We start from the raw sequence: 25,698 nt of genomic DNA, 5'->3' as shown, positions 1-25,698 counted from the left end.
GTTATTCACCTCCGTTTCCAGCGGCCGTCTCGTTGCCGTTGCCGGTATCGTTTCCGCCGTTCATATCGCCGCCACCGTTACCGCCGCCACCGTTACCGCCGCCACCGTTACCGCCGCCGCCACCGTTACCGCCGCCGTTACCGCCGCCACCGCCCAGCGACGTGTTCATGAGGTTTAGATCGGCGCTCAGCACCGACGCATCGTCGCCGAGCGTTCCGCTGTCACCGGAACTCAGACTCGTCCCGCGCGCGAACAGGAACGACGTGATACCCGATTGCTGGCCGATATCGTATCGGATGATGTGTCCGTTCCACTCGTCGGGCTGGGAGATCTCTGGCACCGTTTCCCCGTCCAACTGTAGCACATCGACTGTCGTGCTCGCCTGAAGTTGGGCGAGAACGTCGAAATCCGCACCCGGATAGAGTTCGCTCGCGAATACCGCTACTTGATCTTCCTGTGCACCGACTGTGGCCGTGCCGAATGCGCCCGTCCCCAGCGTCAGCGCGCCCGTCGCGAGGGCGCCCTTCGCCATGAACGACCGCCTCGAGTCGCCTGTCGTTTCTTGTTCACTCATTATTCTCTCATGCCCCATCAGGGACGCTAAGACGTTAGCTGAGGTGTCGAATAAACGCCAGCGACTGTTCCTTTCCGTATCAGTTAATTTAGCAGGACGGGGACGCACTGCGAGTGGTTACTTTCGATAAAGCTTCAGCAGCCTCTGTTTACGGTCTGGAGGCGACTTCGGTTGCAGATCCTTCCATACTCGAAAGAACTTATTGATACGGATATAACATGATTGCCGCAGTACCGACATTCCTGCCGGTCTGACTCGCCGAGAGAAGTATCGAATTGCGTCGACGGTTCGGAGCGATAATAACTGAGGTGAGTAACAAGCACGGACGGGGGTTAGCGTGGCCTCACGGCTGCTTGACATGCGACGGCGAGATAGTCCGCTTGTACCCGTTCGCAACAGTCAGTAATCGTAACCGGTCGACCGGCGCGATCTGCTTCGTCTAAACCGATCGTATCGCCTACCGAACCGGTCGCAACGGTCGGCTGCGACTCGAGCGAAAAGAACGTCTTTCGGACGACCGGTCGAAACGGAAACGAGCGAAAATACTGCTTGATCGGAGCGTGCGTTCCGACAACAGTCAGGCGGGCTGAGAGGCGACCGTCGGACGACCGGTAATCTCGCCTATCGTTCGATGCGTTCTTACCGGACTCTCACGGGTGACGAAAGCTATGCTTGTGTTGGAACTCACCGTAACACGGCGGCCCGTTCGCTGTCCGAACCGGCACACGACTCGCGAACGCGGCGACGGGAATCCTCGTTTCCGATCGTGTTCGGTTACTAGCTCGTTTCGGATTCGAGTTCGAACTGATTGTTTTCGGAGACCGTGTTGAGGACGATACTCGTGTTCGACTGGTTGATGTCGGGATCGGTGATCAGACTCTTGATCTGATCGTTCATGTCATCCGTATCGGTGAACTTCCCGATAGCGATCACGTCGTAGTCACCGGTCACCTCGTAGACCGAGATCATCTGGCTGTGATCTTTCAGCGTCTCGGTGATCTCGGGCAAGGCGCTCCCCTCGGCTTTGAGTTGCATGATCGCGGTCACGTCGTAGCCGACGGCATCGTAGTCGATCTTCGGCGTGTAGCCGTTGATCACGCCCGATTCCTCGAGATCGGAAAGGTGGTTAGAGACGGTGGTGACGGAGACATCGAGTTCTTCCGCGAGGCTGCGAAGGCTCGTTCGACCGTTGTCGATCAACTCGTTTACGAGATCATCATCCAAGTTTTCGTAGGTCATTGTGTACTATATATCGCTCGCCGTATTAGGAGGTTACGAATATCCAATTATGGCTCGATCAACTGCGAGGTTTGTATCGAACGTCGGTGGTGGCCTACTGCTCGATCCGAAAGTGAACCGGTGCAGTCGCCTCCCGGACCCGGTGTCGACCTCGCCGCGGCCCGTTCGACGATCGGTCGCTCAGCCCCCTAGCAGGGCCCTGAGTCCGCCGATGACCAGCTTGTCGACCGACCGCGCCGCGATCTCGAACGACACGAAAAAGACGAGCAGGAGGCCGACCTCGGTGGGCACGAGCACGTCGATGTCGGCCACCTCGACGACGCGAATCAGCGAGACGACGGCCTCGAGCGCCGGATCGTACGTCCACGCGGCGATGAGACCCCCGACGGTTGCGACCGCCAGCGACAGGAGCAGTCGGCCCACGGACGGCCTCGAGCGTCCCGACCGTCGGGGGCGGACGGCCGCGTGGGTGACGATCCCGAGCGCGGCGAGTTGTCGCCGGAGCTGGTCGAGAACGGTCACGAGCAGGACGACCCAGAGGAGCATCGCCAGTCCCAGCCCGATCAGCGACGGCGACACGTCGGGAAGCACTTCCGTGAAGACGGCCACGATCGTCGGCGTCGCCCGGTCGACGACGAGATAGAACAGTCCGTAGCCGAGGGCGGCGTCGATCGGGCCGTAGGCCGGAAAGGCGAGTTCGCTCCCGGTGTCGGAGCGGTGACTCGAGTCGTTGGCGGCGCTCATACCATCCGGGAGACTACACGCGACCATCAAGGCGTGTGCCGTGTCTCGAACTGCGAGAGACCGCTTCAGCCACGCGAGGCAAGCGGACGCGGCGGGTTCGTTCGGGGGTTCGAGGGACGAGAGCCGACGGACGCCGATGTCGTGGCCGGTAGCGTACTCGCTCTTTTCGGAACTGCTGGTGTTGTCGGCGTCTGAAACCGGACGAGGCGACGCCGTCGCAGGGGCCGTCAGAACTCCCGAGTGATGTCCGACCAGAGACTCAGCCCAGGCGCGTGGTCAACATCGACGCGCAGCTCGTTGGCGTCATCGAAACCGATCGAGATTCGCTCGAGGTTGGCGACGTACCGGGCCTTCTGATGGCGATCGCGCTGGACGCCGGCGGCCTCCTCGACTAATCCGGCTTCGGACAGCCGATCGAGTTTGCGGTAGGTCGTCGAGAGCGGCCGGTCGGTCGCCTCGGCGACCTCGTGGACCGTCATCGGCTCCTCGAGCACCGCGATGATCTCACGACAGTCGCCGTCGTCGAGTGCGGCGACCACGCACTCGAGATCGGGCGCGTCGTCCGACGAGGGGAACTCGAGTGACATCAGGTGTAGCGACGTTGGGAGCGAAGCCTAAAGACACGTTTGGTTACAAGTGTCACTGGAACGGCACCGATCGGTACGACGGCGCGCGCCGGCGGTCGAGTGGGGCAACTACATGTACGATCGAGCCGACTGCCCGCGTATGAGCGACGATCGGACGCCGGAGTCCACGATCGAGAGCACGCCCGGTCAGGGGCGGACACCGGAGGCAGAGCGCATCGAGCCGGCCGCACCCGAGGAATTCGGCCTCGTTCAGGTCTGGTGGGGCGACGGCAAGGGGAAGACGACCGCGACGCTCGGCATGGGGATGCGCGCCGCCGGCCACGGCTACCGGGTCCACATGCTTCAGTTCATGAAAGGTGGTGCCGCGAGCGTCGAGGCCGTCCGCGGCGAGTACAACGCGATCGCCGCCCTGCCGGGGATTAGCTACGAGAACCTCGGCCACTACGGCTGGCACGGCATGGCCGACGGCAGCGACGAGGCCGACCACGAAGCGCAGGCCCAGGCGGGCCTCGAGCGCGCACGGGACCTCCTCGAGGCGGCCGACGAGGCCGATCTCGGCGAACCGATCGATCTCGACGCCGAGCCCGAAGCGGGGATGCACATGCTGATCCTCGACGAGGTCCTCTACGCCGCCGATCGCGGCCTGCTCTCGGCGGACGACGTGCTCGATCTCGTCGACGCGAAGCCCGACGACCTCGAGTTGATCCTTTCGGGGAGCCACGCCGAGCCCGACTACCTCGCGGACCGCGCCGATCTAATTACAAACGTACGGAAAGTGAAACATCCGATAGACGACGGCCAACGGGCGCGCCGCGGGACCGAGTTCTGATTACCGCACCCATCGTGGCCGCTAGGCCCCGGACTCGAGAATCGCTGCTGCGTTGTCACTACTATCCTACCAACACAGTTATTATCAGCTTCTGAGAACGGTTCGACGTTCAATGGGTGTCATTCGGGTCGACGGACTGCGGAAGTCCTACGGAGCCGTCGAGGCAGTCGCCGGAATGGATTTCACCGTCGAGCGCGGGGAGCTCTACGGGTTCCTCGGGCCGAACGGTGCCGGGAAGACCACGACGATTCGGACGCTGACCGGCCAGATCCGGCCGGACGCGGGCGAGGTTCGCGTCCTCGAGACCGATCCGGTCGCCGAACCGATCGAGACGCGCCGGAAGGTCGGAATCCTGCCGGAGCAGGGGTCACCGCCGAGTTTCCTCACGCCGCGGGAGTACTTCGAGTTCGTCGGCGAGGTACGGGACCTGCCGGCCGAACGGGTCGCCGACCGGACTGACGACTGGGCGCAGCGCCTCGGCTTCGAGAGCAAGCTCGATACGCTCCACACCGACCTATCGCGCGGGCAACAACAGAAGGTGATGATCACGCAGGCGTTCCTCCACCAGCCGGACGTGGTCTTCATCGACGAGCCGCTGGCGAATCTCGACCCGCTCGTCCAAGAGCAAGTCAAACGGTTCCTCGTCTCCTACGCGGCCGGCGACAACGCCGTCTTCGTCTCGACGCACAACATCGACGTCGCCGAGGAGATCTGCACCCGCGTGGGGATCGTCGCCGACGGACAACTCGTCACCGAGCGGGCGCTTTCCGATGACCGGAGCGACGAATCGCTGCTCGAGCTGTTCCTCGAGCGCGTCGAGGGCGAGGCCGCGCGGGACATGCCGACGCTCGAGGCGACCGACGGGACGGGTCCATGACTGGGACGACGGACCCGACGGGGCCTGCCGGCACGACCCGTTCCGGATCGGGAGCCGGGCTCTCGACGCCGCGGCTGCTCGCGATCCTCTTTCGCGAGGAGTGGCGGATGCACACCGAGCTGTTCGGCGGCTGGCGCTTCGCGGCCTTTCCGCTCGTCATCGCCGTCCTCGCGGTGAGCGCCACCGTCGCGCTGGTCGAGACCGGCACCGCGCCGGAGACGGTCGTCGGCGGCCTCCACGCGCTGGCGCTCGGGTTCGGGCTCTACAGCGGCACCGCGGGCTTCGCCGGCTCGGACATGCTCGAGAACGTCTTCGGGAAGCTCTCCTTGCTACTCTCCTCGTCTACCACGCTGCCGCTCTCGCGGCGGCGCTTGCTCGGCGTGTTCCTCCTGAAGGACGCGCTGTTCTACGGCGTCGCCTTCGTCTTGCCGATGGCGCTGGCGAGCGCCGCGCTCGAGCCCCTCTCCGCGTCGACGCCGCTCTCGGTCCTCCTGTTCTGGCTGTCGCTCTGTCTCGTCTTCGCGGCCGGGATGGCGACCACCGTCGCGCTGATCGCCGTCCGAACCCGGGGCGCGCCGCCGTGGGCCATCGGGCTGGCGGTCGGGACCGCCGTCGTCGCTGGCTGGGCGACCGGGAGCCTTGGCCTCGTTCAGGCCGTCCTCGTCCCGATCGACGGTCCTGTGACCGCCGCCGTCGGGCTGGCACTCGGCACCGTCGCCGTCGCGACGGCGTCGCTGGCGGCCTACGATCCGACGTACGGCCGTCCCTCGCGGACGGCGACCGATCGCTTCGCCCGGCTCAGTGGAGCGCTCCCGCTCGAGAACGCACCCCTCGTCACGAAGACGTTGCTGGACCTCGCCCGGTCCTCGGGCGGCGTCTGGAAGCCGTTCGTCTCGGCGACGATCCTGCTCGCGCTGGTCGCCGCGCTCGTCGGCGTCGTCGACTCGATCACCGGCATCGCGCCAGCGCCGGGGATCTTCTTCGGCGGCGTCCTCGGCCTCTCGGCGTTTACGACCTACAACTGGCTGACCCAGTTCGACTCGCTCGAGGCCTACCTCACCTACCCCGTCTCGGTCGAGGACGTCTTCCGGGCCAAGCGGATCGCGTTCGTCCTCGTCGGCGCGCCGGCGGTCGCCCTCCCCTACCTCGCGGCCGTGGTCTGGTTCGACGCGACGCTCGCGGACGCCGCCGTCGGCGCGGTGTTGCTCGCCGGCTACGCGCTGTACTACTACGGCCTCACGGTCTACATCGCCGGCTTCGATCCCAACGAGTTCCTCTTCGACGCCGTTCGGTTCGCGACCTTCACCGTCGGCGTCGCCGTCGCGCTCGTCCCGACGCTGGTCGCCGGCTTCGTCGTGGTGCCTCCGCCGCTCGAACTCGTCGCTGCGCTCGGACTCGGCGGGGTCGTCATGGGGACCGTCGGGATTGTCCTCTCGAGTCGCGCCGGGCCGCGCTGGGACGCGCGGTACAGAACGGAGTAACGTCTTCGGGGACGCCGAATTTGTCCGAACCTATCGATCGGGTCGCGGTGCGGTTTCGTATCGCACGATCTCGTCCGTTTTCTTGACTCGATCGTAGAGGCCCTGTTGAAATCCTCAAACGGTGATAGGTTTCAGCACCCGCGCTGAATAGAGGAAGGCGTATCGGACATTTGACTTTCCGGCATTCGGTGTTACGTACAGCGGGTGCTGGTACCGACGTCGGATACCGTATCGGTGAACCCACTGGTTGGGCCAGGATAGACCTTGTACCGAATACTGGGCCGAGAGATGATGCGTCCGCGAACGGTGGTCGAGAACGCGAGACAATCAGTAGCAGGCCTTTTCAGCTGGAAGCCCATGGGATGGACATGGCTACTGAAGCGACGTTCACGGTTCCGTCAGACGAGTTCCCGCTGGGGACAGTGTTCAAGCAATTGCCGAACGTGACGGTCGAGCTGGAGCGACTCGTCCCCGCACAGGGGGTGGTGATTCCCTACTTCTGGGTGCGGGGTACCGAAGTCGACGACATTGTGGGTGCGTTCACCGAACACCCCGGCGTGAAGGAGATTCGGGTCATCGACTCTGTCGAGGACGAGTACCTGTTACGCGTTGAGTGGACGATAGACTACGACGACGTGCTAACGGTACTGGCGGAGACAGGAGTTCCACTGATCGAGGCCACCGGGACAGACCAACAGTGGACGTTCGAAATCCGCGGCGATGCTCGAAGTGACATCGCTGCCTTTCAACGACGCTGTCGAGAGCTGGACATCCCGGTCTCGCTAACGGAGCTGCACGCACTCACGCCCGTCGAGAAGCCGACCGAAGCTATCCTCACTGACACTCAGCTAGAGGCGCTGGTGCTTGCCTACGACCGGGGGTACTTCGAGTCCCCCCGCGAGGTCACGTTGGAAGCTCTCGGTGAGGAACTCGGCATCTCACAGCAGGCCGTCGGCTCCCGTCTCCGTGGAGGGGTCAAGCAGGTTCTCGGCAACACGCTCTCCGCCACCACAGTCCGACCTTAAGTGGATACAGAACCGGGCTGTATATGAAAAGGGTAGAAGGTCGGTTTGTATATGAAAAGGGTAGAAGGTCGGTTTGTATATGAAAAGGGTAGAAGGTCGGTTTGTATATGAAAAGGGTAGAAGGTCGGTTTGTATATGAAAAGGGTAGAAGGTCGGTTTGTATATGAAAAGGGTAGAAGGTCGGTTTGTATATGAAAAGGGTAGAAGGTCGGTTTGTATATGAAAAGGGTAGAAGGTCGGTTTGTATATGAAAAGGGTAGAAGGTCGGTTTGTATATGAAAAGGGTAGAAGGTCGGTTTGTATATGAAAAGGGTAGAAGGTCGGTTTGTATATGAAAAGGGTAGAAGGTCGGTTTGTATATGAAAAGGGTAGAAGGTCGGTTTGTATATGAAAAGGGTAGAAGGTCGGTTTGTATATGAAAAGGGTAGAAGGTCGGTTTGTATATGAAAAGGGTAGTAAGGTCGGTTTGTATATGAAAAGGGTGTTAAGAAGGTCGGTTTGTATATGAAAAGGGTAGAAGGTCGGTTTGTATATGAAAAGGGTAGAAGGTCGGTTTTGTATATGAAAAGGGTAGAAGGTCGGTTTGTATATGAAAAGGGTAGAAGGTCGGTTTGTATATGAAAAGGGTAGAAGGTCGGTTTGTATATGAAAAGGGTAGAAGGTCGGTTTGTATATGAAAAGGGTAGAAGGTCGGTTTGTATATGAAAAGGGTAGAAGGTCGGTTTGTATATGAAAAGGGTAGCCTGATTGTCTCCCCGGCATTTGTGTGATGATAATGAATACAGATTCGGCATTCGAGGCACTCGCGCACGAACAGCGTCGTACACTCTTGCTCGCCCTTCTCCAATCGAATCCGCAGGACGCAGGGTTTGAATCCCCCACAGGACACTCAGTGCTGACCGACGCCGAGCAGCGAGTGCAGACCGAACTGTATCACGTCCACTTGCCAACGCTCGAAGACGACGGCTACATCGAGTGGAACGAAAAGACAGATCAAATCATCAAGGGGCCGCAGTTCGACGAGATTCGGCCATTGCTCGAATGTATCGCGTCCGACGGCGCGGAGTGACGACCGAGAGATGATTGCTTTCGTACGCGTAGTCGCATACCATACTATACATGAGTCCGTCATCACCCACTTCATCGGCCAATGCGTGGAGCCACGCCGTAATCGAGGCTGTCGCCAAGGAGATGAATATTCACCCCACTGAACTGCCCGAGAAACTATACGACGTGATCGACCCCGGCTCATTAGATTCGTTGTTCGCAAACAAAAATCCGACAGGCGGCACTGTGACGTTCACGTACTGCGACTACACAGTCACTGTCACCGCAAACGGCGACGTGAGTCTCGAAAAATAGCGGGTCATCCGGCGCTACGACGCCTCCCGAGACGGACACCCGCCCCATACGCCACACACGCCCTCGATGCCGTCGTCCGTCTCGCATTCGTTACGCAGCTACGTCTTCGCACTGGCAATCTCGGTATCTCATCCTGGTTGGCAAGTAGGCATATCCCGGGGTTCTTGTCCTGTTCGTCCATATCCCGCGTATTCGTCGCCGCAGTCTGAAACAACTGGTAGGGTCACAAGCCCATTCTAACAGTTGCTCAACGGTGAAGTTGAGCTTGGATCACTGAGTCCTGCAGAGTACACCTTCTCTATTCAGCAGTCCGCTCCTCTCAGAATCACAGACGCTCGTACTCATCGCGTGAAATTTCGAGGGCGTGTTCCACGTTGTGAACAACGCATTTGATGACGAGTTCACGGAACTGCTTCCACCAGAGTCGTGAACGGACGAAGGCACCGTACTTGCGTTTGAGCCGACAGTTCACTGTCTCATTCTGACTACGCTACCCGTAGAGATTGGCGTCGAGCCGAGCGTTCCACGCCTTGTGGAGCGACGAAAACGTGCGGTGCTTGATGAGCGGACGAACACCTTCCTCATGGGATAGTGTGCGAATCTTCTGATCGTCGTACCCCTTGCATCGAGGAGAACCTCTACCCCACCAGTGTTCCGCTTAATGAGCGACGGCGCAATCTGCGAGTCGTGCTTCCTGGTCGTCGTCACGTGCACATCGAGGATCGCATTCACTCTCGTGTCCACGAGAAGTGTGACTTTCAACTGCTGAATCGTCAACTTCGTTCGCTTTGTGTAGTGCTTCGAGGCGTGACTGCAGTCGAAGCCGGAGGCGTCAATCCCGACGACACCGTTGGTCGGGAGAAGCGTAACGGAGAGGTTGAGGAGAACCCGCCAGACAGCCATATTGAGCCGGTTGAACGCTTTACACAACGTCGAATCCGAGGCATCTCGATGAGTTCGTCGAGAAGCATCCGATACGTCGTGTTCTTCCGCACTTTGAGGCAGGGCAAAACGATGTGTTGGTGGAGTGTGTACCGTCGTTTCGAGAACTTCGAAGAGTATCGAGCGGTTGCTTGACGAGCAAAGTGATACGCCTGCTCAACGAACTGAAGCAACTGCGACTTTGTGAGGACCTGCATTCAGTCAAACTACTGGTCAATCCTGTAACTCCCTGAGGATTTCAACAGAGTCAAAATGCTGGCTCTGTTGAAATCCTCAGAGAGATACAGGTTCGTCTAGTAGTCTGACCGGATGGAAGCCCTCCCGAAGTTGCGGCTACTCCGGTTCGTTGAGCAAGCGATGCACTTGGCTCGGCGATCCGTTGCTCGCTACTCCTCGAAGTTCTCGAAACGACGATACACACTTCATCAACACATCGTTTTGCTCTGTCTCAAGGTGCGGAAGAATACGACGTACCGAACCCTGCTTGACGAACTCATCGAGATGCCTCGGATTTGGAGCGCCCTCGATCTTCAGGAACTCCCCTCTCCTTCGACGTTGTGTAAGGCGTTCAGCCGGCTCGATATGGCGGTTTGGCGCGTTCTGCTCAACCTTTCGGTCACACTGCTCCCGACCAGCGGTGTCGTCGGGATCGACGCTTCCGGGTTTGACCGTAGTCACGCCTCAAAACACTATACGAAGCGAACGAAGTTGACGATTCAGCACTTGAAAGTCACGCTTCTCGTAGACACGAGGTCGAACGCGATTATCGACGTACACGTGACGACGACACGAAAACACGACTCGCAAATCGCACCGTCACTCATCAAGCGAAATACCGGGGAAGTAGCGGTTCTCCTCGGCGACAAGGGATACGATGACCAGAAGATTCGCGCATTAGCCCGTGAAACTGGTGTTCGTCCGCTCATTAAGCACCGCGAGTTCTCGTCTCTTCACAAAGCGTGGAATGCTCGGTTGGATGCCGATCTCTACGGACAGCGCAGTCAAAACGAGACGGTAAACTCTCGCCTCAAACGCAAGTACGGTGTGTTCGTCCGCTCACGGCACTGGTGGAAGCAGTTCCGTGAACTCGTTGTCGGCTGTCTCACTCACAACATCGACAAGGCACTCTGAACGTTAGATATAGAGTCTACCGGTCACATTTCATCGAACGACCACTTTCCCTTAACGCTGTGTATTGAGAGGCCAGCGTTGGTGGTTTTAGAGGCGGTCACGCGGTCGTGGACTTGAACGCGGTTGAAATCTTCTCGACCTGCACTCGCATTGTAACAGCCTGTCGTCTCCTCGTCCTCACCCCATGATGGGCTACAAACTCCGACGACATAGCGTACCTCTTCGTATACTTGTTGGAGCTCATTATGTAACGATTCAGAAACTACGGGGGTAGAAGGGGATTCAAATCGGTTCTGCCAATCATCGTGTAGCCAGTTGATTTGAGGCGAGTCGGAGCCGGGTGGATTGCTGAGGGTGACGGTCATAACCGATTCACTATGCAATTGGTTCCCTTCTCGGTATCTTGCCTCGATCGATTTTTCTTGGACATATCCTGTTGCGGGAGTTAACCACAACCAAGCACCGAGTCCACCCAAAGCGGCAACTCCAAGTGACCCAATGACAGTACGGCGGGAGGGCATATTTGTACCGTATTTTCTATAGACAGTTGTGGATTCTGATCGACAACTCTGATGAATACGCACACCTACCTAACGGCGATTCCAGCGAGACAAATGTTGGAACGACAGGATTTCAACAGAGCCAAAATGCTCTATATCCGAATTCAAACGGCTGTTTTCAATATTCTCGCAGACGCGGATCGACTCTTTACTTGGCATACTGAGAACGAACTCCGAGACTGTGTCGATCCGCTTCCGTAATGGGCGAGTACGGCGTCCTGCACGAACGGAACGCCAGCAGGGCGACCAAACCGATAGGACGATACCACCGGCCGCGCGAACACTCTCCCAACGCGGATGACCAGAACGCTTCTCGTCGCCGGAACCGCGAGCCACGTCGGCAAATCGACGGTCGCGGCCGGCCTCTGCCGACTGCTCGCCGACCGCGGGATCGACGTCGCCCCGTTCAAGGGCCAGAACATGAGCAACAACGCCCGTGTCGTCGTGCGGCCGGACATCGAGGGCCAACAGCCTGTCGAATCGGACGACAGCGATAGCGGCCAGTGGGGCGAGATCGGCGTCTCGCAGTTCGTCCAAGCTCGAGCGGCCCGCACGACTCCAACCACCGACTGTAATCCAGTCCTGCTCAAACCGCGCGGCGACGGCGAGAGCCAGCTGGTGGTACAGGGAACAGCGCACGACCACGTGCCCGCAGGATCCTACTACGAGGAGTACTGGGAGCGAGCGCGCGAGGCGGCCGCGGAATCGTACCGCAGACTGGCCGCGGACAACGACGTGATCGTCGCCGAGGGCGCGGGGAGCATCGGCGAGATCAACCTCCACGATCGGGACCTCGCGAACGTCGAGACCGCCGAATTCGCCGACGCGGATATCATTCTGCTGGTGGACATCGAGCGCGGCGGCGCCTTTGCCAGCCTCTACGGCACCATCGAACTCGTCCCCGATGCGCTTCGCGAGCGGATCGTCGGCGCGCTCATCACGAAGTTCCGGGGCGATCCCTCGCTGCTCGAGCCCGGTATCGAGGAGATCGAGTCCCGAACGGGCGTGCCGATTCTGGGCGTGTTGCCCTACGACGATCCCGGTCTCCCGGCGGAGGACAGCGTCGGCCTCCCCGGCAGCGAAGAACGGGGCGTCGTCGGCGACGACGACGGCGTTCCTGCGGATCGGCAGATTCGGATCGCCGTGCCCCGACTCCCCCGCATCTCGAACGCAACCGACCTCGAGGCGCTGGCGGCCGAGCCGGGCGTCTCGGTGGTCTACGTGCCGGTCGACGGCAATTCCGCTTCGCCGCTCGCGGGCGTCGACGCCGACGCGGTCGTCCTGCCGGGCACGAAGAACACCGTCGACGACCTGCTGGCGCTACACGAGGCCGGCTTCTCCGAGTCGCTCGCAGCCTTCGACGGGCCGATCGTCGGCGTCTGCGGCGGCTATCAACTGCTCGGCGAGCGGATCACCAACGCCGCGCTCGAGGGAACCGGCGACGCCGACGTCGTCGAGGGGCTGGGACTGCTGCCGGTCGAGACTCGGTTCGATGACGACAAACGCCTCGAGCAGACCACCGTCCCGGTCGACGGCTCGGCCTCGCCGCTCCTGTCGGGGGCCGACGGGACCGCGTCGGGCTACGAGATCCACGCCGGCCGGACCCGGGCGCTCGAGGACGTAACGCGGCCGCTGGGTGACTCGAGCACGGCCAGCGGACAAGTCTTGGGAACCTACCTGCACGGCCTATTCGACAACGAATCGGTGCGGACGGCGTTTCTCGAGGCCGTCGCGGCGAGCGCGGGGATCGATCGGCCGGCGCAGGACGACGCCGAGCCGTCGGCGGCGCCCGAGACGGACGGCAATCGCGGGACACCCTACGACCGAGCGGCGCGGCTGGTTCGCGAGAACGTCGATCTGGCGGCGCTGGGCGAACCGTTCGGGCGACTCGAGTAGCGGACCCGAAAGGGAGAGCGCTATGCCGGTCCGTCGCGGTAGGTACCGAGCAGTTCCTCGAGGATGATACACTCCTGGTCGGTCTCGTCGTAGTGGGTGTCGATGAACCGTTCGGCGGCCTCGTAGTCACCGCGCAGGCCGTGTTTGCGGACGTTGATCACCGCGTCGAGAAAGAGGGTCCCGCCGTCGGCCCCGAGCGCTTCGGCGTGGTCGTGCTCGCTGATGTCGAGTTCGGTCTTGATCTCGTCGAAGTTGAAGGTCTTTACCTCGTGATCGGAATCGAGTAAGGTGAGAACGTACTCCGCGGAGAACCGATAGAACTCGGATTTGCTTTCGAACATACCGTCGTCGACGAGCTGGTCGATCTTTGCGACCACGTCGTCAGGGTACCTGACGGTATCCTTCGCCATGCCGAGGTATTTCGGCCGCTCGTTAATTACTGTTACGGAGACCTGTCCGGAGAGCTACGTATCGGGCGCGTCCCATCGCAGTGCGCTCGGTCGGTCTCGAGGCGTATCGAGTCTCGAAACGGAACGAACGTTAAAGGGACCGGACCGGATTCACTCACACGAGTCACCGTGATCGATGCGTACTGGGGTGTTATCCTCACTTCCCTCCCGTGGTGGATCGCAGCGCCGCTGGTCCAGCTTGCGGTCCTCGTCGCCGGGATGGCCCTGGACGAGACCTACGTCAATCGAACGACGGTGTTTACCGCCGCGATCGCGGTACACGTCCACGGACTGGTCGCCGGCGATGTCGGTCTCTTGGTGGGCCTCTACGCCGACCTCGGGCTGATCGTGGGCGCGTACGGGCTCTACACGTACGTCGTCGACGCGTACGTGGGTGCCGCCTTTCGACTGGTCGCGTTCTTCCTCTACTCGCCGCTGTCGGCGTTTCTCGTCATCCTGACAGCCGGGCCGACGCTGTTCGGGATCGAGCCGCTGTTCGTCCCGGCGCTCGCACTGGCCGGCTACGCGAATCTGCAACTTCGGGAGTATCTCGCGCCGAGCGACCCCTACTACTTCGGCCCCGAATCCGAGGCAGCGTTCGAAGCGGCCGTCGAAGCAGCGTCCGAGGCCGGCGCGGACGGCGATGCTGACCGGAGAGCCGATGAAACGACGGGAGACGGGACCGCTGCGAGCACCGACGGCTCGGCCGTCGCGCGCGACGACGGGGAGATCGACCCGCCGGGTGCCGAGCCGGCCGCGGCTGGCGACTCGAGCGAGCGCGGTATCCTGCCCGAGTTCATGCGTCGGTTGTAGCGGCCGGTCGCAATGGGCGGCCCGACCGACGAACCGCCAACTCCCTGCAGATTTATTATTTCCGTTGCCGAATCGGTGACCGGCATGGTCGACGAAGCCGAACTCCGTGAGCAGCTGACCGACGCGTTCGAAGACGCCGACTACCCGGTCTCGGGGCCGATGGAGCTTGTGCCGGCGCTTCCCGACGGACCGAGTACGACGTTCGAGTCCGGCGAGTTCTCGATGACGGCGATGGAATTAAACGCCAAGACCTCCGGCGGCGAGTTCCCGTACGACGACGTCGAGACCCTCGTTGACGACCTGCTCGCGGAACTCCGCGAACGCGGCGAGCTGTGACCGATAGTCGCCGGCGGTGAGCCGTGAGTTCAGTACGCCCGTGGGGGATTCGATCGTCGGACGCAGTCGTCGACCGAAACGCTGACCGGCGGACAGTATCTCTCGATCGATCTGCCGGTTTCGGCGGGTGTGGGAACGATTCGATCCCGAACGATGTGTTACCGCACAACCAGCAGGCTTTTATTCTGTGGCAGTGTCACGACACAAAAGGAGCGACTGCGGACGGGCCTGAGAAACCGTGCGGAGGGGGAACGAAGACGGATGACTACACCACACCGAGCGAAACCGATCGTCATCGTGATCGACGCAGCGGCAGATCAGAGCTATCTCCGGACGCGACTCGAGGGTGCGATCGATCGCGACGTTCGGACCGTTCCCGCGCCCGAGGTGCTCGAGACCATCGGTCGACCGACGGACGACGGACCCGGGGCGTCGACCGACGGTGCATCGCCTCGTGGGGAGCCCGACGAGACGGCGGCGTCCGCCGACCGCTCGCCGCCGGCTCCGGCGTCCGGCGAGGATCCGGATACGATCGTACCCGGCGCCGTCGTCGTCGAACTCGACTGCCCGGGCGAAATCCAGACGATTTTGCAACGCGTTCACGCCCGCATGCCGGCGGTGCCGACGATCGTCGCCCCGCGAGAGGGAAGCGAGCGGCTCGCGACGGTCGCGCTTCGGGCCGATGCGACCGAATACGTTCCGACGGAACGCGACGAGGACCCGATCGACCGCATCGTCTCGACGATCCGCTCGCGGCCGGCGTCGGACGGCGACGGCGGACAGTACCACCGGATCCTTGCGAACGAACTCCCCGACGAGGCGTTCGTCATCGGCGAAGACGGGACCTACCTCGAGGCGAAGGTGCGGCCCGATTCGGCCGACCTCTACTCCGTCTCCGCCGACGAGTTGCCCGGGACCACGCTGGCTGACGCCTTCCCCGATCAGGTGGCCGCGAAGCTTCAGGACTGTATCGATCGAGCGATCCGGACCGAGGACGTGCAGTCCGTCGAATACGAGGTAGCGACGACCGACGGCTGCCGGCAGTTCGAGGGTCGCGTCGTTCCGATCGAACAGCGGATCCGCGGCCGACGGGCGGTCGTCTGGCTCGCCCGCGATATCACCGAGCGGGTCCAGCGAGAACGCAAGCTCCGATCGCGGCAGGATCAACTCGAGACGCTCAATCGGATCAACGCCGTCGTTCGGCAGGTGATCGAGACACTGGTCGAGGCGCCGGCGCGGGACGCCGTCGAGCAGGAGGTCTGCGAGCAACTCGTCGACTCGGAGCTATACTGTGGCTCGTGGATCGCCGAACGAACGGGCGACGGACGGCTCGCCTATCGCACCGGTGCGGGCGAAGCCACCGCCTCACTGGACCTCGTCGGCGACAGCACCGTCGGCTGTGAGTGTCCGGCCACGGAAGCGGCACGAACCGGCGAACTCCGCACGACCAACCGGATCCTCGACGACGAGTTCGTTCCCGAACCGGTCAGGGAGGCGGCCCGCGAAGACGACGTGCGATCCGCGATCGCCGTGCCGATCACGCACGAGGACGCGACCTACGGCGTGCTCACCGTCCTCGCGAGCCGCGACGACGCCTTCAGCGAGCGCGAGCGAGCGGGCTTTCGCCTGCTCGGGGAGACGATCGGCTTCACCATCATGGCGGTGAAGAACCGACAGCTGCTCTTTGCAGACACCGTCGTCGAACTCGAGTTCCGGATCGACGACGGCGCAACGTTCTCGTTCGATCTGTCGGCGGAGTACGGCTGTACCTGCGAGCTCGAGTGGGCCGGCAAAACCGCCGAGGGTCGCAGCTTTCAGTACGTGACTATCGAGGACCTCGACGGCGAGACGGTCCTCGAGGAGGCGATGGCCCACGATTCCGTCGAGGAGTGTCGGCTCATCTACGACGGGGAGGAGGGCTGTACGATCGAGATGCGCCTCTCGGAGTCTGGCGTCCGAACGCTCGCGAACCACGGGGCGACGATCCGTGACGTGACGGTCGAAGACGGCGTCGGGAACTGTCTCGTCGAGGTGCCACAGAGCGCCGACGTGCGAGAGATCGCGGAGGCGCTGACCCACGTCTACGAGAACACGCAACTGATCGCCCGGCGCGAGGTCGACCGCCCGGTTCGGACGGCCGCCGAGCGCCGAAACCGGATTCTCGACCGGCTCACGGACCGCCAGCTGACGACGTTGCGACTCGCGTACTACGGCGGCTTCTTCGACTGGCCGCGCGAGAGCACCGGCGAGGAGGTCGCTGACGCCATGGATATCTCGCCGCCGACGATGCACCAGCACCTCCGAAAGGGGCTCAAAGCCGTGCTCGGCGAGTTCTTCGAGACCGACGAGTATTGAGCTCGACACGGGAACGGACAGCTGCAAGGGCCCGATATCGATCGCCGGCGGCCGTCACTACTCCGACCGCTGGCGAATTCACGTCGGCCTGATGGTCACGATTTCTTAAAATTCATCCATATGAACCCGAGCGACGATGGCGGTGTCGCGTCCGCTTTCACCGACGATGACGATGAGCGTTCGGACGCCGCCGTTAGACCGGGTATCCCGCCCGGATGTCGCATGGTAACCCGCCCGTTCGAGACCCTCTACGTCGGGTCCGACGGCCGGTATTACACCGACTGGCAGGTCCGGGAGCGCCACCGAACGGGCGAGTGGCGGCTCTGTGTCCGGCAGCGACGACCCGACCGACGGCTGGTCGAGACCGGCGACGGTGCGCTCGTGTTGCTCACGCCGACGGACGCCGACACGCTGCCGGCTGGCGTCGAGATTCGCGTAGCCGACGGCCGTGCGCGCGTCGTCGATACTCGCCGTCGGTCATCGGAGTAGCGCGATCGCGTGCTGGCGTCGGTATCTCGATGCCGGCCGCGGTCAAGCCACCGAACCGGTGGGCGATTTAACGCCCGTCCATGTTCACCCGCAGGCTCTGGGAACGGACGTGAGACTCCCCGTGCATGAAGCGACGCGTGTTTCTCGGGACGCTCGGCTCGGCGGCCTCGCTCGGCACGCTGGCGTACACTTCCCGTCGCTCCGCCGAGACGCTCGCGGTCCGAGTCTGGCTCTCCGAGCGAGCCGCGGTCTACGACGGGGTCGCCGCCCGCATCCGTGCGTATCTCGAGGCGATGCTCTCGCTCGAGCACTGGTCGCTCGAGGTCTCGATCGGCGGCGCCGTCGCCGTGTCGACCGAAGATGCCGCACGCGTCACCAGCCGCGGCGAGTGGCCGATGGCCGTCGCGTCGGGTGCGCTGGGTCGGCGCGATATCGAGCCCGTTTCAGACGTTAATCTATTGGTAACCGACGGCAGCATGGAACACGCGCCGACGGGATACGGGTTGCCCCACGTCGCCTCGGTCGGCGGTGCCCGACACATCGCCGACCTCGAGCCGTTCGACGAACTAGTGACCGACCGCGACCGCTCGGTCGTGCCGAACACGACGCCGGCGCGAACGATGCAGGTGCTCGTCCACGAGGTCGGGCACGCACTCGGCCTGAACCACCGCCACGGCGTCGCCTTCCTGTACGACGGTGCCGTCGTCGCGACGCCGATGCTCAGCGCCTACGCGTGGGACCCCGCGTACGACCGCGACCGGTTGCACTGCGGGACCCCCATTCCGTCGGCGGCGGATCGGCCCCGCAAATTCAGCCTGGCCTTTTCGTCGTGCGCTCGCCGCGAACTAGCGGCCTACGACGGCGGTCTCTCCGTCTAAGGGCGACGCCTCGTTCGTCGGAGACCGGCCGTCGATACGAATTCGGCTCGACTCGAGAGCCGTCACTACTGGGCGGTCGTGGTGGAGGGCAAAATCGGCTCACGTCGCATCGCCGTCGAGGGACGCGGAGCGAACGCGGGCGGAGTCCAATCTTGGCGTCGGTGCGGTTACTCCGTGTCTTCGGTTTCGTTCTCGCCGCGGGCGAAACTCGCCTGCGCCTCCCCCTCTTGTTCGGCGCTGGCGGTTGGCCCTTCGATAAGCGACTCGAAGTCGTCGGCTTCGTCGTACTGATCGCGGTACACGAGCGCGGCCTTCCCCATCGACGTGATCTCGTAGAGGCCGGACCGTTCGGCGGGCCCGATTTTACGGACGAGTCCGTAGTCCTCGAGCACCGGCAGTCTGGTGTTGATGTTCTTTCGGCTTTTCCCCGTGTGCGCTGCCAGATTGGTCGCGACGTTCCGTCCCTTGTCCTCGAGCGCCTCGAGGATCAGGAAATCAGTTGGCTGTCTGAGTTTCACTCTCGTTCACTCTCGTACCTGACCATATTTCCAGTGGTAACTAATACTTTCGGCTCGAAACGGTGTATTAGTAATGGGCATTACCGTAAGTTAGTTCCTGTGGTCGCGGTTCAAGTCCCGTCGCTACTGTATTTCCGTGGGAACCGTGTCCCTCCGACTCGATCGGTCGATCAGTTCCGTGCCGGTCGCCTCGAGCCACGAGAGAAACGACGCCACGTCCGCGGGGTCGCCGAGCCGATAGGAGGCTGCCGTCGGATCATCGTGTCCGACGCGAACGCCGATGCCGTCGGGTTCGACGGCCCGAAACGCCGACTCGTCGGTGACGTCGTCCCCGACGTAGACGACGGCCGTCTCCGGCGGCTCGTCGGCGGCGATCAGTTCGACCGCGTTGCCCTTCCCCCACGGGAAGTCCGGCCCGAACTCGAGGATTCGTTTGCCCGTCGAGAGCTCGAGTTCGTCGTCGCCGAACCGGTCGACGACGCGCCGCGTCAGCCGCCGGACGACGCCCTCCGCGGCCGCCGGCACGGACCTGAAGTGGACGGTTCCGGTCAGACGCTTGTTCTCGACGCGGGCGTTCGGCACGCTCGCGAGCGCCGTCTCGAGGGTCGCACAGATCCGTTCGACCGTGGCCGCGCGCTTGCGCGCCACCGGATGCACGGCAACCGCACCGTTGCGGACGAGTTCGAGTCCGTGGTTCCCCGCGTAGATCTCGGGACCGTCGATCCGCCCCCGGACGTCGGCCAGCGCTCGGCCGCTGACCACCGCCGTCGTTACCCCTGGCGTGCGCGCCAGCGCGGTCACCGCCTCCCGGTTGCGGTCGGTCGGCGCTGCGGCGTCTGGCTCCTCGACGATCGGCGCCAGCGTCCCGTCGAAGTCCAGACAGACGAGGAGGCCGGCGGCGCGCTCGAGCGTCGCCCGAATCTCCGGTATCCGGTCCTCGAGGGGGGCCGGCGGCGATTCGGTGCGTGTGCCCGCCATCGATTACACGGGTGGGGTCGGCTCCGTGGAATCCGGCCCCGAACCGGAACTCGGTTCGCCCTCACCGGAGCCGTCGTGAACGCGACGGATCCAGTCGAACTGGGTGTCCATCCACGCCTCGATGTCGCCGGCGAAGACGCGCTGGCGCAGCGTGTTCATCCGCCGTCGGCGCTCGTAGGCCGTCATCGTGAGCGCGTGCTCGAGTTGGCCGGCGAATCCGTCGGTGTCGGTCGGATCGATCGTCAGCGCGTGCGAGCCGAGGCGCTCGTGTGCGCCGGTGCGATCGCTCAGCACCAGCGTGCCATCGCCATCGACGCTCGCGGCGACGTACTCCTGAGCGACCAGGTTCATTCCGTCGACCAGCGGGCTCACGACCATCAGATCGGCGTGGCGGTAGAGCGCACAGAGGTCCTCGCGGGGCAGCACGTCCTCGGTGTAGACGATCGGCCGCCACTCGGCGGTCGCGAAGCGGCGGTTGATCCGCTCGACCTCGCTGCGGACGTGCTCGCCGTAGCGTTCGTAGGTGTCGATCTCGGTCCGCGAGGGGGTCGCTTTCTGGAGGAACGTAAACTCGCCGCGCCAGTCGGGGTTCCGCTCGAAGAACCGCTCGATGGCCGCCAGCCGCTCCGGGATTCCTTTCGAGTAATCGAGGCGGTCGAGTCCCAGCCCGAGCGCCGTTCCGTGGGGAATGCCGTACTCCTCGAACAGCGATGGGAGCCGATCCGTCTCGACCGATCTGGTATCCCGGTCGTACGATTCCGCGTCGACGCCCATCGGCGTCGCGACGACACGGGTCGTCCGTCCGTCGTACCGGACCGTCCGGTCGGCGCGGTCGACGGTCGCGCTCGGGACGTATCGCTCGACACAGTCGAGGAAACAGTCGACGTAGCTCTCGACGTGGAAGCCGAGCAGGTCGTTACCGAGCAGTCCCTCGAGGAGTTGCACGCCGGCGGGGCAGTGCTGATACGTCTGCGGCGTCGGCCACGGGATGTGCCAGAAGTGGGCGACGGTCGCGCCGTCGGGGACCGACTTCTGGACCAGCCGCGGCGCGAGCGCGAGGTGGTAGTCCTGTAGCCAGATCACCGAGTCCTCGTCGGCGTGGTCGCCGACTGCGTCGGCGAAGCGCTCGTTGACCCGCCGGTACCACTCGAAATCCGTCGGTCGATCCTCGATCAGGTCGGGAAAACCGTGACAGAGCGGCCAGAGCACGCGGTTGCTGAAGCCGTAGTAGTAGGCGTCGACCGCGTCCTCGGAGAGGTCGAGCCGGTGGAGCGTGTAGGCCTCCTCGTCGGGCGGCACGGCCACGCAGTTTCGGTCGTCCGCCACGTCGAAGTCTGCGTCGCCGTCGCCCCAGGCGATCCAGGTTCCGTCGGTCTCCTGAACCACGGGGTCAAGCCCGGCGGTCAGGCCGCCGGTCGGTTCGTCGACCGTGATCGATCGCCTCGCGGTGGCCGACCGCGCACCGCCGTCTGCCTCCGTCGGCGGTTCGCCGTCGGCGTCGGCGCCGTCCGAGCCCGCGGATTCGTCTTCGTACTCGTGACGGTAGGGTTCCCGGTTCGAAACCACGATCAGCGAACCGGGGCAGTCAGGGCCGTCGATCGCGCCGTTGCCGAGCCGGCCGCGTCCGTCGCCCCGTTGGTGTCGGTTGTGTACGGTCGTCGACGACAACCGCTCAGTATCTCGCATTCGCTGCAACAAGACAGCCTCCCCACTGGTTGCTTCGCGGCCTGCGACCGCAGGGAGTCTAATATGCTCCCGCTGACGGCCGCGAAATCCGAACCGTTCCGTGCGGTGGACGGTCCGGCGAGCGATACCCCAACCGGAAGACCGGTAATTCGCTCCTACCCGCGAGGCTCGAGTGAGGGTACGGCTGGCCCGCCTCTCGCCGTCGTCGCGACCAAACGTTGATTGTCCGCTCGAGCGAACCGTCAGTTATGAACGCCCCGTTCGAGCGCCGGCTCGCGGCCTGTCAGCGGCGGCTCGCGGATCAGGGAGCCGATCTGGCCGTCTGCTTTCCGAGCCCGAACCTGACCTATCTGACCGGATTCGCGGAATCCCCCTCCGAACGCCACCTGTTGCTGTTCGTCCCGCAAGCCGGCGAGCCCGCGCTCGTCGCGCCGTCGATGTACGACGACCAGCTGTCCGAGCTGCCGGTCGCGGATCTCGAGGTCCGCCTCTGGGCCGACGCGGACGAGCCTCTCGAACTCGTGGCGGCCGTGCTCGAAGCTTGTTCGCTCGGTGGGTCCGACCCCGCGACCGTCCTCGTCGACGACCGGATGTGGGCCACGTTCACGCAGGACCTGCGTGCGCTGTTGCCCGCGGCCGAGTTCGGGCTCGCGAGCGCCGTCCTCGAGCCGCTGCGCGTTCGGAAGGACGAGGTCGAACTCGCCGCACTTCGGCGGGCCGGCGAGGTCGCGGACCGAGTCGCGCTCGAGATCCGCGGGCGCGGGACGGACCTCGTGGGAACGACCGAGGCGGACCTGGCGAGCGAGATCGACCGGCTGCTCGCCGCCGAGGGCGGTATAGAGCCCGCCTTCGAGACGATCGTCGCCGCCGGCCCGAACGGCGCGCGCCCGCACCACCACCCCGGGTCGCGCGAGATCGAGGCCGGCGATCCGATCGTCCTCGATTTCGGTGCGTTCGTTCCGGCCGACCTCGAGGTCGGAACGGGCCGATATCCGGGCGACCAGACGCGGACGATCGTCGTCGGCGAACCGCCCGCCGAGTACGAGCGGGTCCACGAGACCGTCAGAGCGGCACAGGAGGCGGTGATCGACGCCATCGAACCGGGTGTGACGGCCAGCGAGATCGATCGCACCGCCAGGTCCCTCATCGAGGACGCCGGCTACGGCGACGCGTTCGTCCACCGAACCGGCCACGGCGTCGGTCTCGAGGTCCACGAACCGCCCTACATCGTCGACGGGAGCGATCGCGAACTCGAGCCCGGCATGGTCTTCAGCGTCGAACCGGGGATCTACCTCGAGGGCGAGTTCGGCGTCCGGATCGAGGACCTCGTCGCGGTGACCGAGGACGGAGCCGAGCGACTGAACGACACGCCGCGAGGCTGGCAGACCGGTCGATAGCGCGCGGGCGGCGACCTTCGACCGCCGTCAGCGTCGGCTCCGACCGAACCGGAGCCGATCGGCGCCGCTCGAGGAGTCGATCCGACGGCGAGAACCGGTTCGCCGGCGACGAGTCCGCTTCGCCGGCGTCAGTAATAGTAGAGCTCGAGTTCGTGGCCGCAGTTACGACACTGCGTTTCCGTTCCGAGGAGGGGGTTGGAGTCGCGCTCCGCGTGGATGCCGGGTCCGGGCGGCACGGACGCGGCGATCGTTGCTTCGCACTCCGGGCAGCCGATCTGCATATCTGGTTGACCTGTACTGGACATGCCCCGAACGTAATCCGCGGTCCCGGTTAGTTATCAGAACCGTACGGCGCTGCTAGCACTCGTTTCTCATCCACGGCTCACGGTACGCTCGAGTTTACGCGGTGGAACGGCGAACGAAACGCCGAAGCTGCGCCGTCCCGCCGGCGGCTACGCTGGTGCTCTCACAGCACCGGTACGTGCCGCGGTCTCTGTCCGAAACTCGGTGAAACCGTCCCGTCCGTCGCGGTTCGTCAGACCGTGTAGGTCACCGGCTCGAACTCGAAAAACGCCGTCTCGTAGCCGTCGTGGCGGGCCACCTGCGGCGGCGTGTCGACGGTGATCGTGACGTGATCGCCGGCGGCGAGGTCGTCGACCGCGAGCCCGTAGTGGTGGCCGTACTCGCCGTCGAGCGTCTCCGTGAGCGCTCCCTCGGCGACGACCGAGCCGTCGCGTTCGACGGTCGCGGACAGGGACGTGAACGGAACGATAAGATCGTTGTACGGCGTTCGGGGAGAGACCGCCAGGTAAGCGCCCCCGTCGGTGAACCGGGCGGCGTCGGACGCGAGCGCGGGAAGCACCGCGTCGCCGCTGCGTTTCGTCCCGAGCAGTTCGCCGGGGAGGTCCTCGACCGGGGTTCCCCGTCCCATCGGTCGGCCGCCGGAGTCGTCCCCGTCGTGGTTCATCAACGGCAACGCGTCGCGGCTGCCGCGCTCGCTCTCGTCGATCGTCTCGAACGAGAGCCCGTTGATGTCCGACCGCGCATATTCGAAATCGATCTCGAGCGTCGCCCGCGAGCCCAGCCGGTCCTCGAACGCGCCGGTCCGCTCGAGCGCGACGGGACCGGCCGTGATCCGGGCCGTGTACTCGCCTTCCCCCGGCAGCCGGACGTTATCGCCGTAGTGAAAGCCCATCCGCTGGGAGAGCATCGGCCACAGCGAGGAGACGCCGATGTCGACCGGCGAACCGTCCTGCAGGATCTCGAGGCGCGTGTTCACCGGCAGCACGGTCTCGGTCTTGCGGTCCCAAAGCGAGAACATGAGGTGGAGGCTGTCGTCGGTGTCGACCTCGACCAACTCTTTCCCGCCGCTGACGATCCAGAAGCGGTGCGGAAACGTGTAGGTGAGCATGGCGGCGTAATCGCCGTCGGTCGCCATGCCGTACATGCCCATCTCCTCGCGGGAGGCCGGGAGGTAGACGGCGTCGGGCCGATCCTCGACGAGCGGGGGGTTCGCCCAGGCGGATTGCTCTTCGAAGCCGAGCCGCTCGAGACAGCCGGCGAGCCCGACGGTGCCGGCGGCTCCGGCTGCGGCTGTACCACGGAGGAAAGACCGGCGGTTCATCGGCGGATCTTGGAAACGGGCGACAAAACGCCTGTTGGTTCGGGGGTCGAACGCCGCGAGTGCGCCGACTCACAGTCGGCTCGCGGTCGGAGCCGACGGACCCGCTTCGTGAAATGAACCAACGAGCATTTGATCGGGGGCTCCCTCGAGTTCGATATGAACCGGCGGACGTATCTCGGCTCGCTCGGCGTCGCGGGGCTCGCGAGCGCGGCCGGCTGTCTCGGCGACGCGCTCGGCGGAAACGGAAGCAACGACACCGAGACCGTTCTCGACCCGCCGGAGTACGAGCAGGGCGATCCCTCGTATCCGATCTACGGCGATGAGTTCCCGTCGTTTTCGATCCGGGACCCGCTCAAGGAGGAAGCCATCACGCTCGAGCACTTCGTCGGGGAGCGCCCGTTCGTGATGACGCACATCTACACCTCCTGTCCGGACGGGGCCTGTCCCACGCTGCTCCAGCACCTCCACCGGATACAGGAAGACGCCGCCGAGACGGGCTATACGGACGACGTCGGGCTGGTCGCGATGACGTTCGATCCGAACCGCGATACGCCGGAGGCCCTCCGATCGTTCGCCGCGCAGATGGGCATCGACTACGAGGCCGAAACTTGGCACTTCCTCCGACCCGAGACCAACGAGGACGCCAAATCGATCATGACCGACACGTTCGGGCTCCCACTCCGGCGGACCGAGGAGATGCCGAACGCGAACACGTCGACGAGCGAATCGACGAACTCGTCGTCGGGCAACGAGTCGATGAGCCACGACCACGGCGAGTACATGTTCACGCATTTCTCGCTGGTCACCCTCGTCAACGACCGCGGGATCGTCGAGCGAGCGTATCCGAGGGCCGCTACCCAGAACGAACGGATCAACACCGAAGTGATGGTCGAGGACACGCGCACGGTCGTCGGGGTCGATAGCTAAC

General features: G+C 63.7%; 24 protein-coding genes and 1 pseudogene. 15 read left to right on the top strand and 10 right to left on the bottom strand.

What is annotated here, in order from left to right:
* Position 1: 1 nt before the first annotated feature.
* From NKH51_RS08365 to NKH51_RS08350, 4 genes are all read right to left on the bottom strand, one after another.
* Positions 2 to 574 (bottom strand): calcium-binding protein, encoded by a 573-nt coding sequence (locus NKH51_RS08365; RefSeq protein WP_254764859.1) that lies wholly within the window; start codon positions 572 to 574, stop codon positions 2 to 4.
* 777 nt (positions 575 to 1,351) lie between these two features.
* Positions 1,352 to 1,813, bottom strand: coding sequence for an HTH-type transcriptional regulator Lrp (lrp, locus tag NKH51_RS08360; protein ID WP_254764857.1), 462 nt, complete (start codon positions 1,811 to 1,813; stop codon positions 1,352 to 1,354).
* Between the two features lie 180 nt (positions 1,814 to 1,993).
* Entirely contained in the window at positions 1,994 to 2,557 is a 564-nt protein-coding gene (locus NKH51_RS08355; protein WP_254764856.1) for a hypothetical protein, read from the bottom strand.
* Positions 2,558 to 2,784: 227 nt separating this feature from the next.
* Positions 2,785 to 3,144: a transcriptional regulator gene (locus NKH51_RS08350; protein ID WP_254764855.1), complete on the bottom strand. Its 360-nt coding sequence runs from the start codon at positions 3,142 to 3,144 to the stop codon at positions 2,785 to 2,787.
* Between the two features lie 139 nt (positions 3,145 to 3,283).
* On the opposite strand from NKH51_RS08350, the gene NKH51_RS08345 reads away from it, so the two are divergent.
* The 6 genes from NKH51_RS08345 (at position 3,284) to NKH51_RS08320 (ending at position 8,718) form a co-directional block, all read left to right on the top strand.
* Positions 3,284 to 3,973 (top strand): cob(I)yrinic acid a,c-diamide adenosyltransferase, encoded by a 690-nt coding sequence (locus NKH51_RS08345; protein WP_254764854.1) that lies wholly within the window; start codon positions 3,284 to 3,286, stop codon positions 3,971 to 3,973.
* Positions 3,974 to 4,085: 112 nt separating this feature from the next.
* On the top strand, positions 4,086 to 4,850 hold the full coding sequence (locus tag NKH51_RS08340; protein ID WP_254764853.1) for an ABC transporter ATP-binding protein: 765 nt from the start codon (positions 4,086 to 4,088) through the stop codon (positions 4,848 to 4,850).
* Complete coding sequence (locus NKH51_RS08335) at positions 4,847 to 6,331, top strand: hypothetical protein (protein ID WP_254764852.1); 1,485 nt, start codon at positions 4,847 to 4,849, stop codon at positions 6,329 to 6,331. Before NKH51_RS08340 ends, NKH51_RS08335 begins: the two co-directional genes overlap by 4 nt.
* Positions 6,332 to 6,699: 368 nt before the next feature.
* Positions 6,700 to 7,356 carry a bacterio-opsin activator domain-containing protein gene (locus tag NKH51_RS08330; protein ID WP_254764851.1) on the top strand — a complete coding sequence of 219 codons (657 nt, stop codon included), beginning with the start codon at positions 6,700 to 6,702 and terminating at the stop codon, positions 7,354 to 7,356.
* Positions 7,357 to 8,131: 775 nt separating this feature from the next.
* Entirely contained in the window at positions 8,132 to 8,425 is a 294-nt protein-coding gene (locus tag NKH51_RS08325; RefSeq protein WP_254764850.1) for a DUF7344 domain-containing protein, read from the top strand.
* A gap of 50 nt (positions 8,426 to 8,475) precedes the next feature.
* Positions 8,476 to 8,718, top strand: a complete 243-nt coding sequence (locus NKH51_RS08320) for a HalOD1 output domain-containing protein (RefSeq protein WP_254764849.1) — start codon at positions 8,476 to 8,478, stop codon at positions 8,716 to 8,718.
* 325 nt (positions 8,719 to 9,043) lie between these two features.
* Here NKH51_RS08320 and NKH51_RS08315 read toward each other — a convergent pair.
* Positions 9,044 to 9,857 (bottom strand): annotated as a pseudogene (locus NKH51_RS08315) (IS5 family transposase).
* 112 nt (positions 9,858 to 9,969) lie between these two features.
* Here NKH51_RS08315 and NKH51_RS08310 point away from each other — a divergent pair.
* A complete protein-coding gene (locus NKH51_RS08310; protein WP_254764848.1) occupies positions 9,970 to 10,791 on the top strand; it encodes an IS5 family transposase in 822 nt (273 codons plus the stop codon).
* An 857-nt stretch (positions 10,792 to 11,648) separates the two neighbouring features.
* The gene (locus NKH51_RS08305) at positions 11,649 to 13,247 is read left to right on the top strand and encodes a cobyric acid synthase (protein ID WP_254764847.1); all 1,599 of its coding nucleotides are present in this window, start codon (positions 11,649 to 11,651) and stop codon (positions 13,245 to 13,247) included.
* 20 nt (positions 13,248 to 13,267) lie between these two features.
* Here the strand turns inward: NKH51_RS08305 and NKH51_RS08300 are convergent, their stop codons facing one another.
* Positions 13,268 to 13,657 (bottom strand): ribbon-helix-helix domain-containing protein, encoded by a 390-nt coding sequence (locus NKH51_RS08300; RefSeq protein WP_254764846.1) that lies wholly within the window; start codon positions 13,655 to 13,657, stop codon positions 13,268 to 13,270.
* A 168-nt stretch (positions 13,658 to 13,825) separates the two neighbouring features.
* On the opposite strand from NKH51_RS08300, the gene NKH51_RS08295 reads away from it, so the two are divergent.
* The 5 genes from NKH51_RS08295 (at position 13,826) to NKH51_RS08275 (ending at position 18,567) form a co-directional block, all read left to right on the top strand.
* A complete protein-coding gene (locus NKH51_RS08295) occupies positions 13,826 to 14,509 on the top strand; it encodes a hypothetical protein (RefSeq protein ID WP_254764844.1) in 684 nt (227 codons plus the stop codon).
* Between the two features lie 84 nt (positions 14,510 to 14,593).
* The gene (locus NKH51_RS08290; RefSeq protein WP_254764843.1) at positions 14,594 to 14,845 is read left to right on the top strand and encodes an MTH865 family protein; all 252 of its coding nucleotides are present in this window, start codon (positions 14,594 to 14,596) and stop codon (positions 14,843 to 14,845) included.
* 261 nt (positions 14,846 to 15,106) lie between these two features.
* Entirely contained in the window at positions 15,107 to 17,200 is a 2,094-nt protein-coding gene (locus tag NKH51_RS08285) for a bacterio-opsin activator domain-containing protein (RefSeq protein ID WP_254764841.1), read from the top strand.
* Between the two features lie 222 nt (positions 17,201 to 17,422).
* Complete coding sequence (locus NKH51_RS08280) at positions 17,423 to 17,689, top strand: hypothetical protein (protein ID WP_254764839.1); 267 nt, start codon at positions 17,423 to 17,425, stop codon at positions 17,687 to 17,689.
* A gap of 125 nt (positions 17,690 to 17,814) precedes the next feature.
* Positions 17,815 to 18,567, top strand: a complete 753-nt coding sequence (locus tag NKH51_RS08275) for a peptidase M10A and M12B matrixin and adamalysin (RefSeq protein WP_254764837.1) — start codon at positions 17,815 to 17,817, stop codon at positions 18,565 to 18,567.
* 167 nt (positions 18,568 to 18,734) lie between these two features.
* On the opposite strand, the gene NKH51_RS08270 is transcribed toward NKH51_RS08275, so the two are convergent.
* The 3 genes from NKH51_RS08270 to NKH51_RS08260 form a co-directional block, all read right to left on the bottom strand.
* Complete coding sequence (locus NKH51_RS08270) at positions 18,735 to 19,085, bottom strand: winged helix-turn-helix domain-containing protein (protein WP_254764836.1); 351 nt, start codon at positions 19,083 to 19,085, stop codon at positions 18,735 to 18,737.
* A gap of 123 nt (positions 19,086 to 19,208) precedes the next feature.
* The gene (gene otsB, locus NKH51_RS08265; RefSeq protein WP_254764834.1) at positions 19,209 to 20,063 is read right to left on the bottom strand and encodes a trehalose-phosphatase; all 855 of its coding nucleotides are present in this window, start codon (positions 20,061 to 20,063) and stop codon (positions 19,209 to 19,211) included.
* A 3-nt stretch (positions 20,064 to 20,066) separates the two neighbouring features.
* Positions 20,067 to 21,749, bottom strand: a complete 1,683-nt coding sequence (locus NKH51_RS08260) for an alpha,alpha-trehalose-phosphate synthase (UDP-forming) (RefSeq protein ID WP_254764832.1) — start codon at positions 21,747 to 21,749, stop codon at positions 20,067 to 20,069.
* A gap of 248 nt (positions 21,750 to 21,997) precedes the next feature.
* On the opposite strand from NKH51_RS08260, the gene NKH51_RS08255 reads away from it, so the two are divergent.
* Positions 21,998 to 23,146, top strand: a complete 1,149-nt coding sequence (locus NKH51_RS08255; RefSeq protein WP_254764830.1) for a M24 family metallopeptidase — start codon at positions 21,998 to 22,000, stop codon at positions 23,144 to 23,146.
* A gap of 535 nt (positions 23,147 to 23,681) precedes the next feature.
* Here the strand turns inward: NKH51_RS08255 and NKH51_RS08250 are convergent.
* A complete protein-coding gene (locus NKH51_RS08250; RefSeq protein ID WP_254764829.1) occupies positions 23,682 to 24,770 on the bottom strand; it encodes a DUF7350 domain-containing protein in 1,089 nt (362 codons plus the stop codon).
* Between the two features lie 156 nt (positions 24,771 to 24,926).
* On the opposite strand from NKH51_RS08250, the gene NKH51_RS08245 reads away from it, so the two are divergent.
* Positions 24,927 to 25,697 (top strand): SCO family protein, encoded by a 771-nt coding sequence (locus NKH51_RS08245; protein ID WP_254764827.1) that lies wholly within the window; start codon positions 24,927 to 24,929, stop codon positions 25,695 to 25,697.
* Position 25,698: the final 1 nt, after the last annotated feature.

The organism is Natrinema marinum, from assembly GCF_024296685.1.
GTDB classification, from domain to species: domain Archaea; phylum Halobacteriota; class Halobacteria; order Halobacteriales; family Natrialbaceae; genus Natrinema; species Natrinema marinum.
Note: the sequence above shows the minus strand (reverse complement) of the source record. Positions and strands in the feature narration are given on the sequence as shown.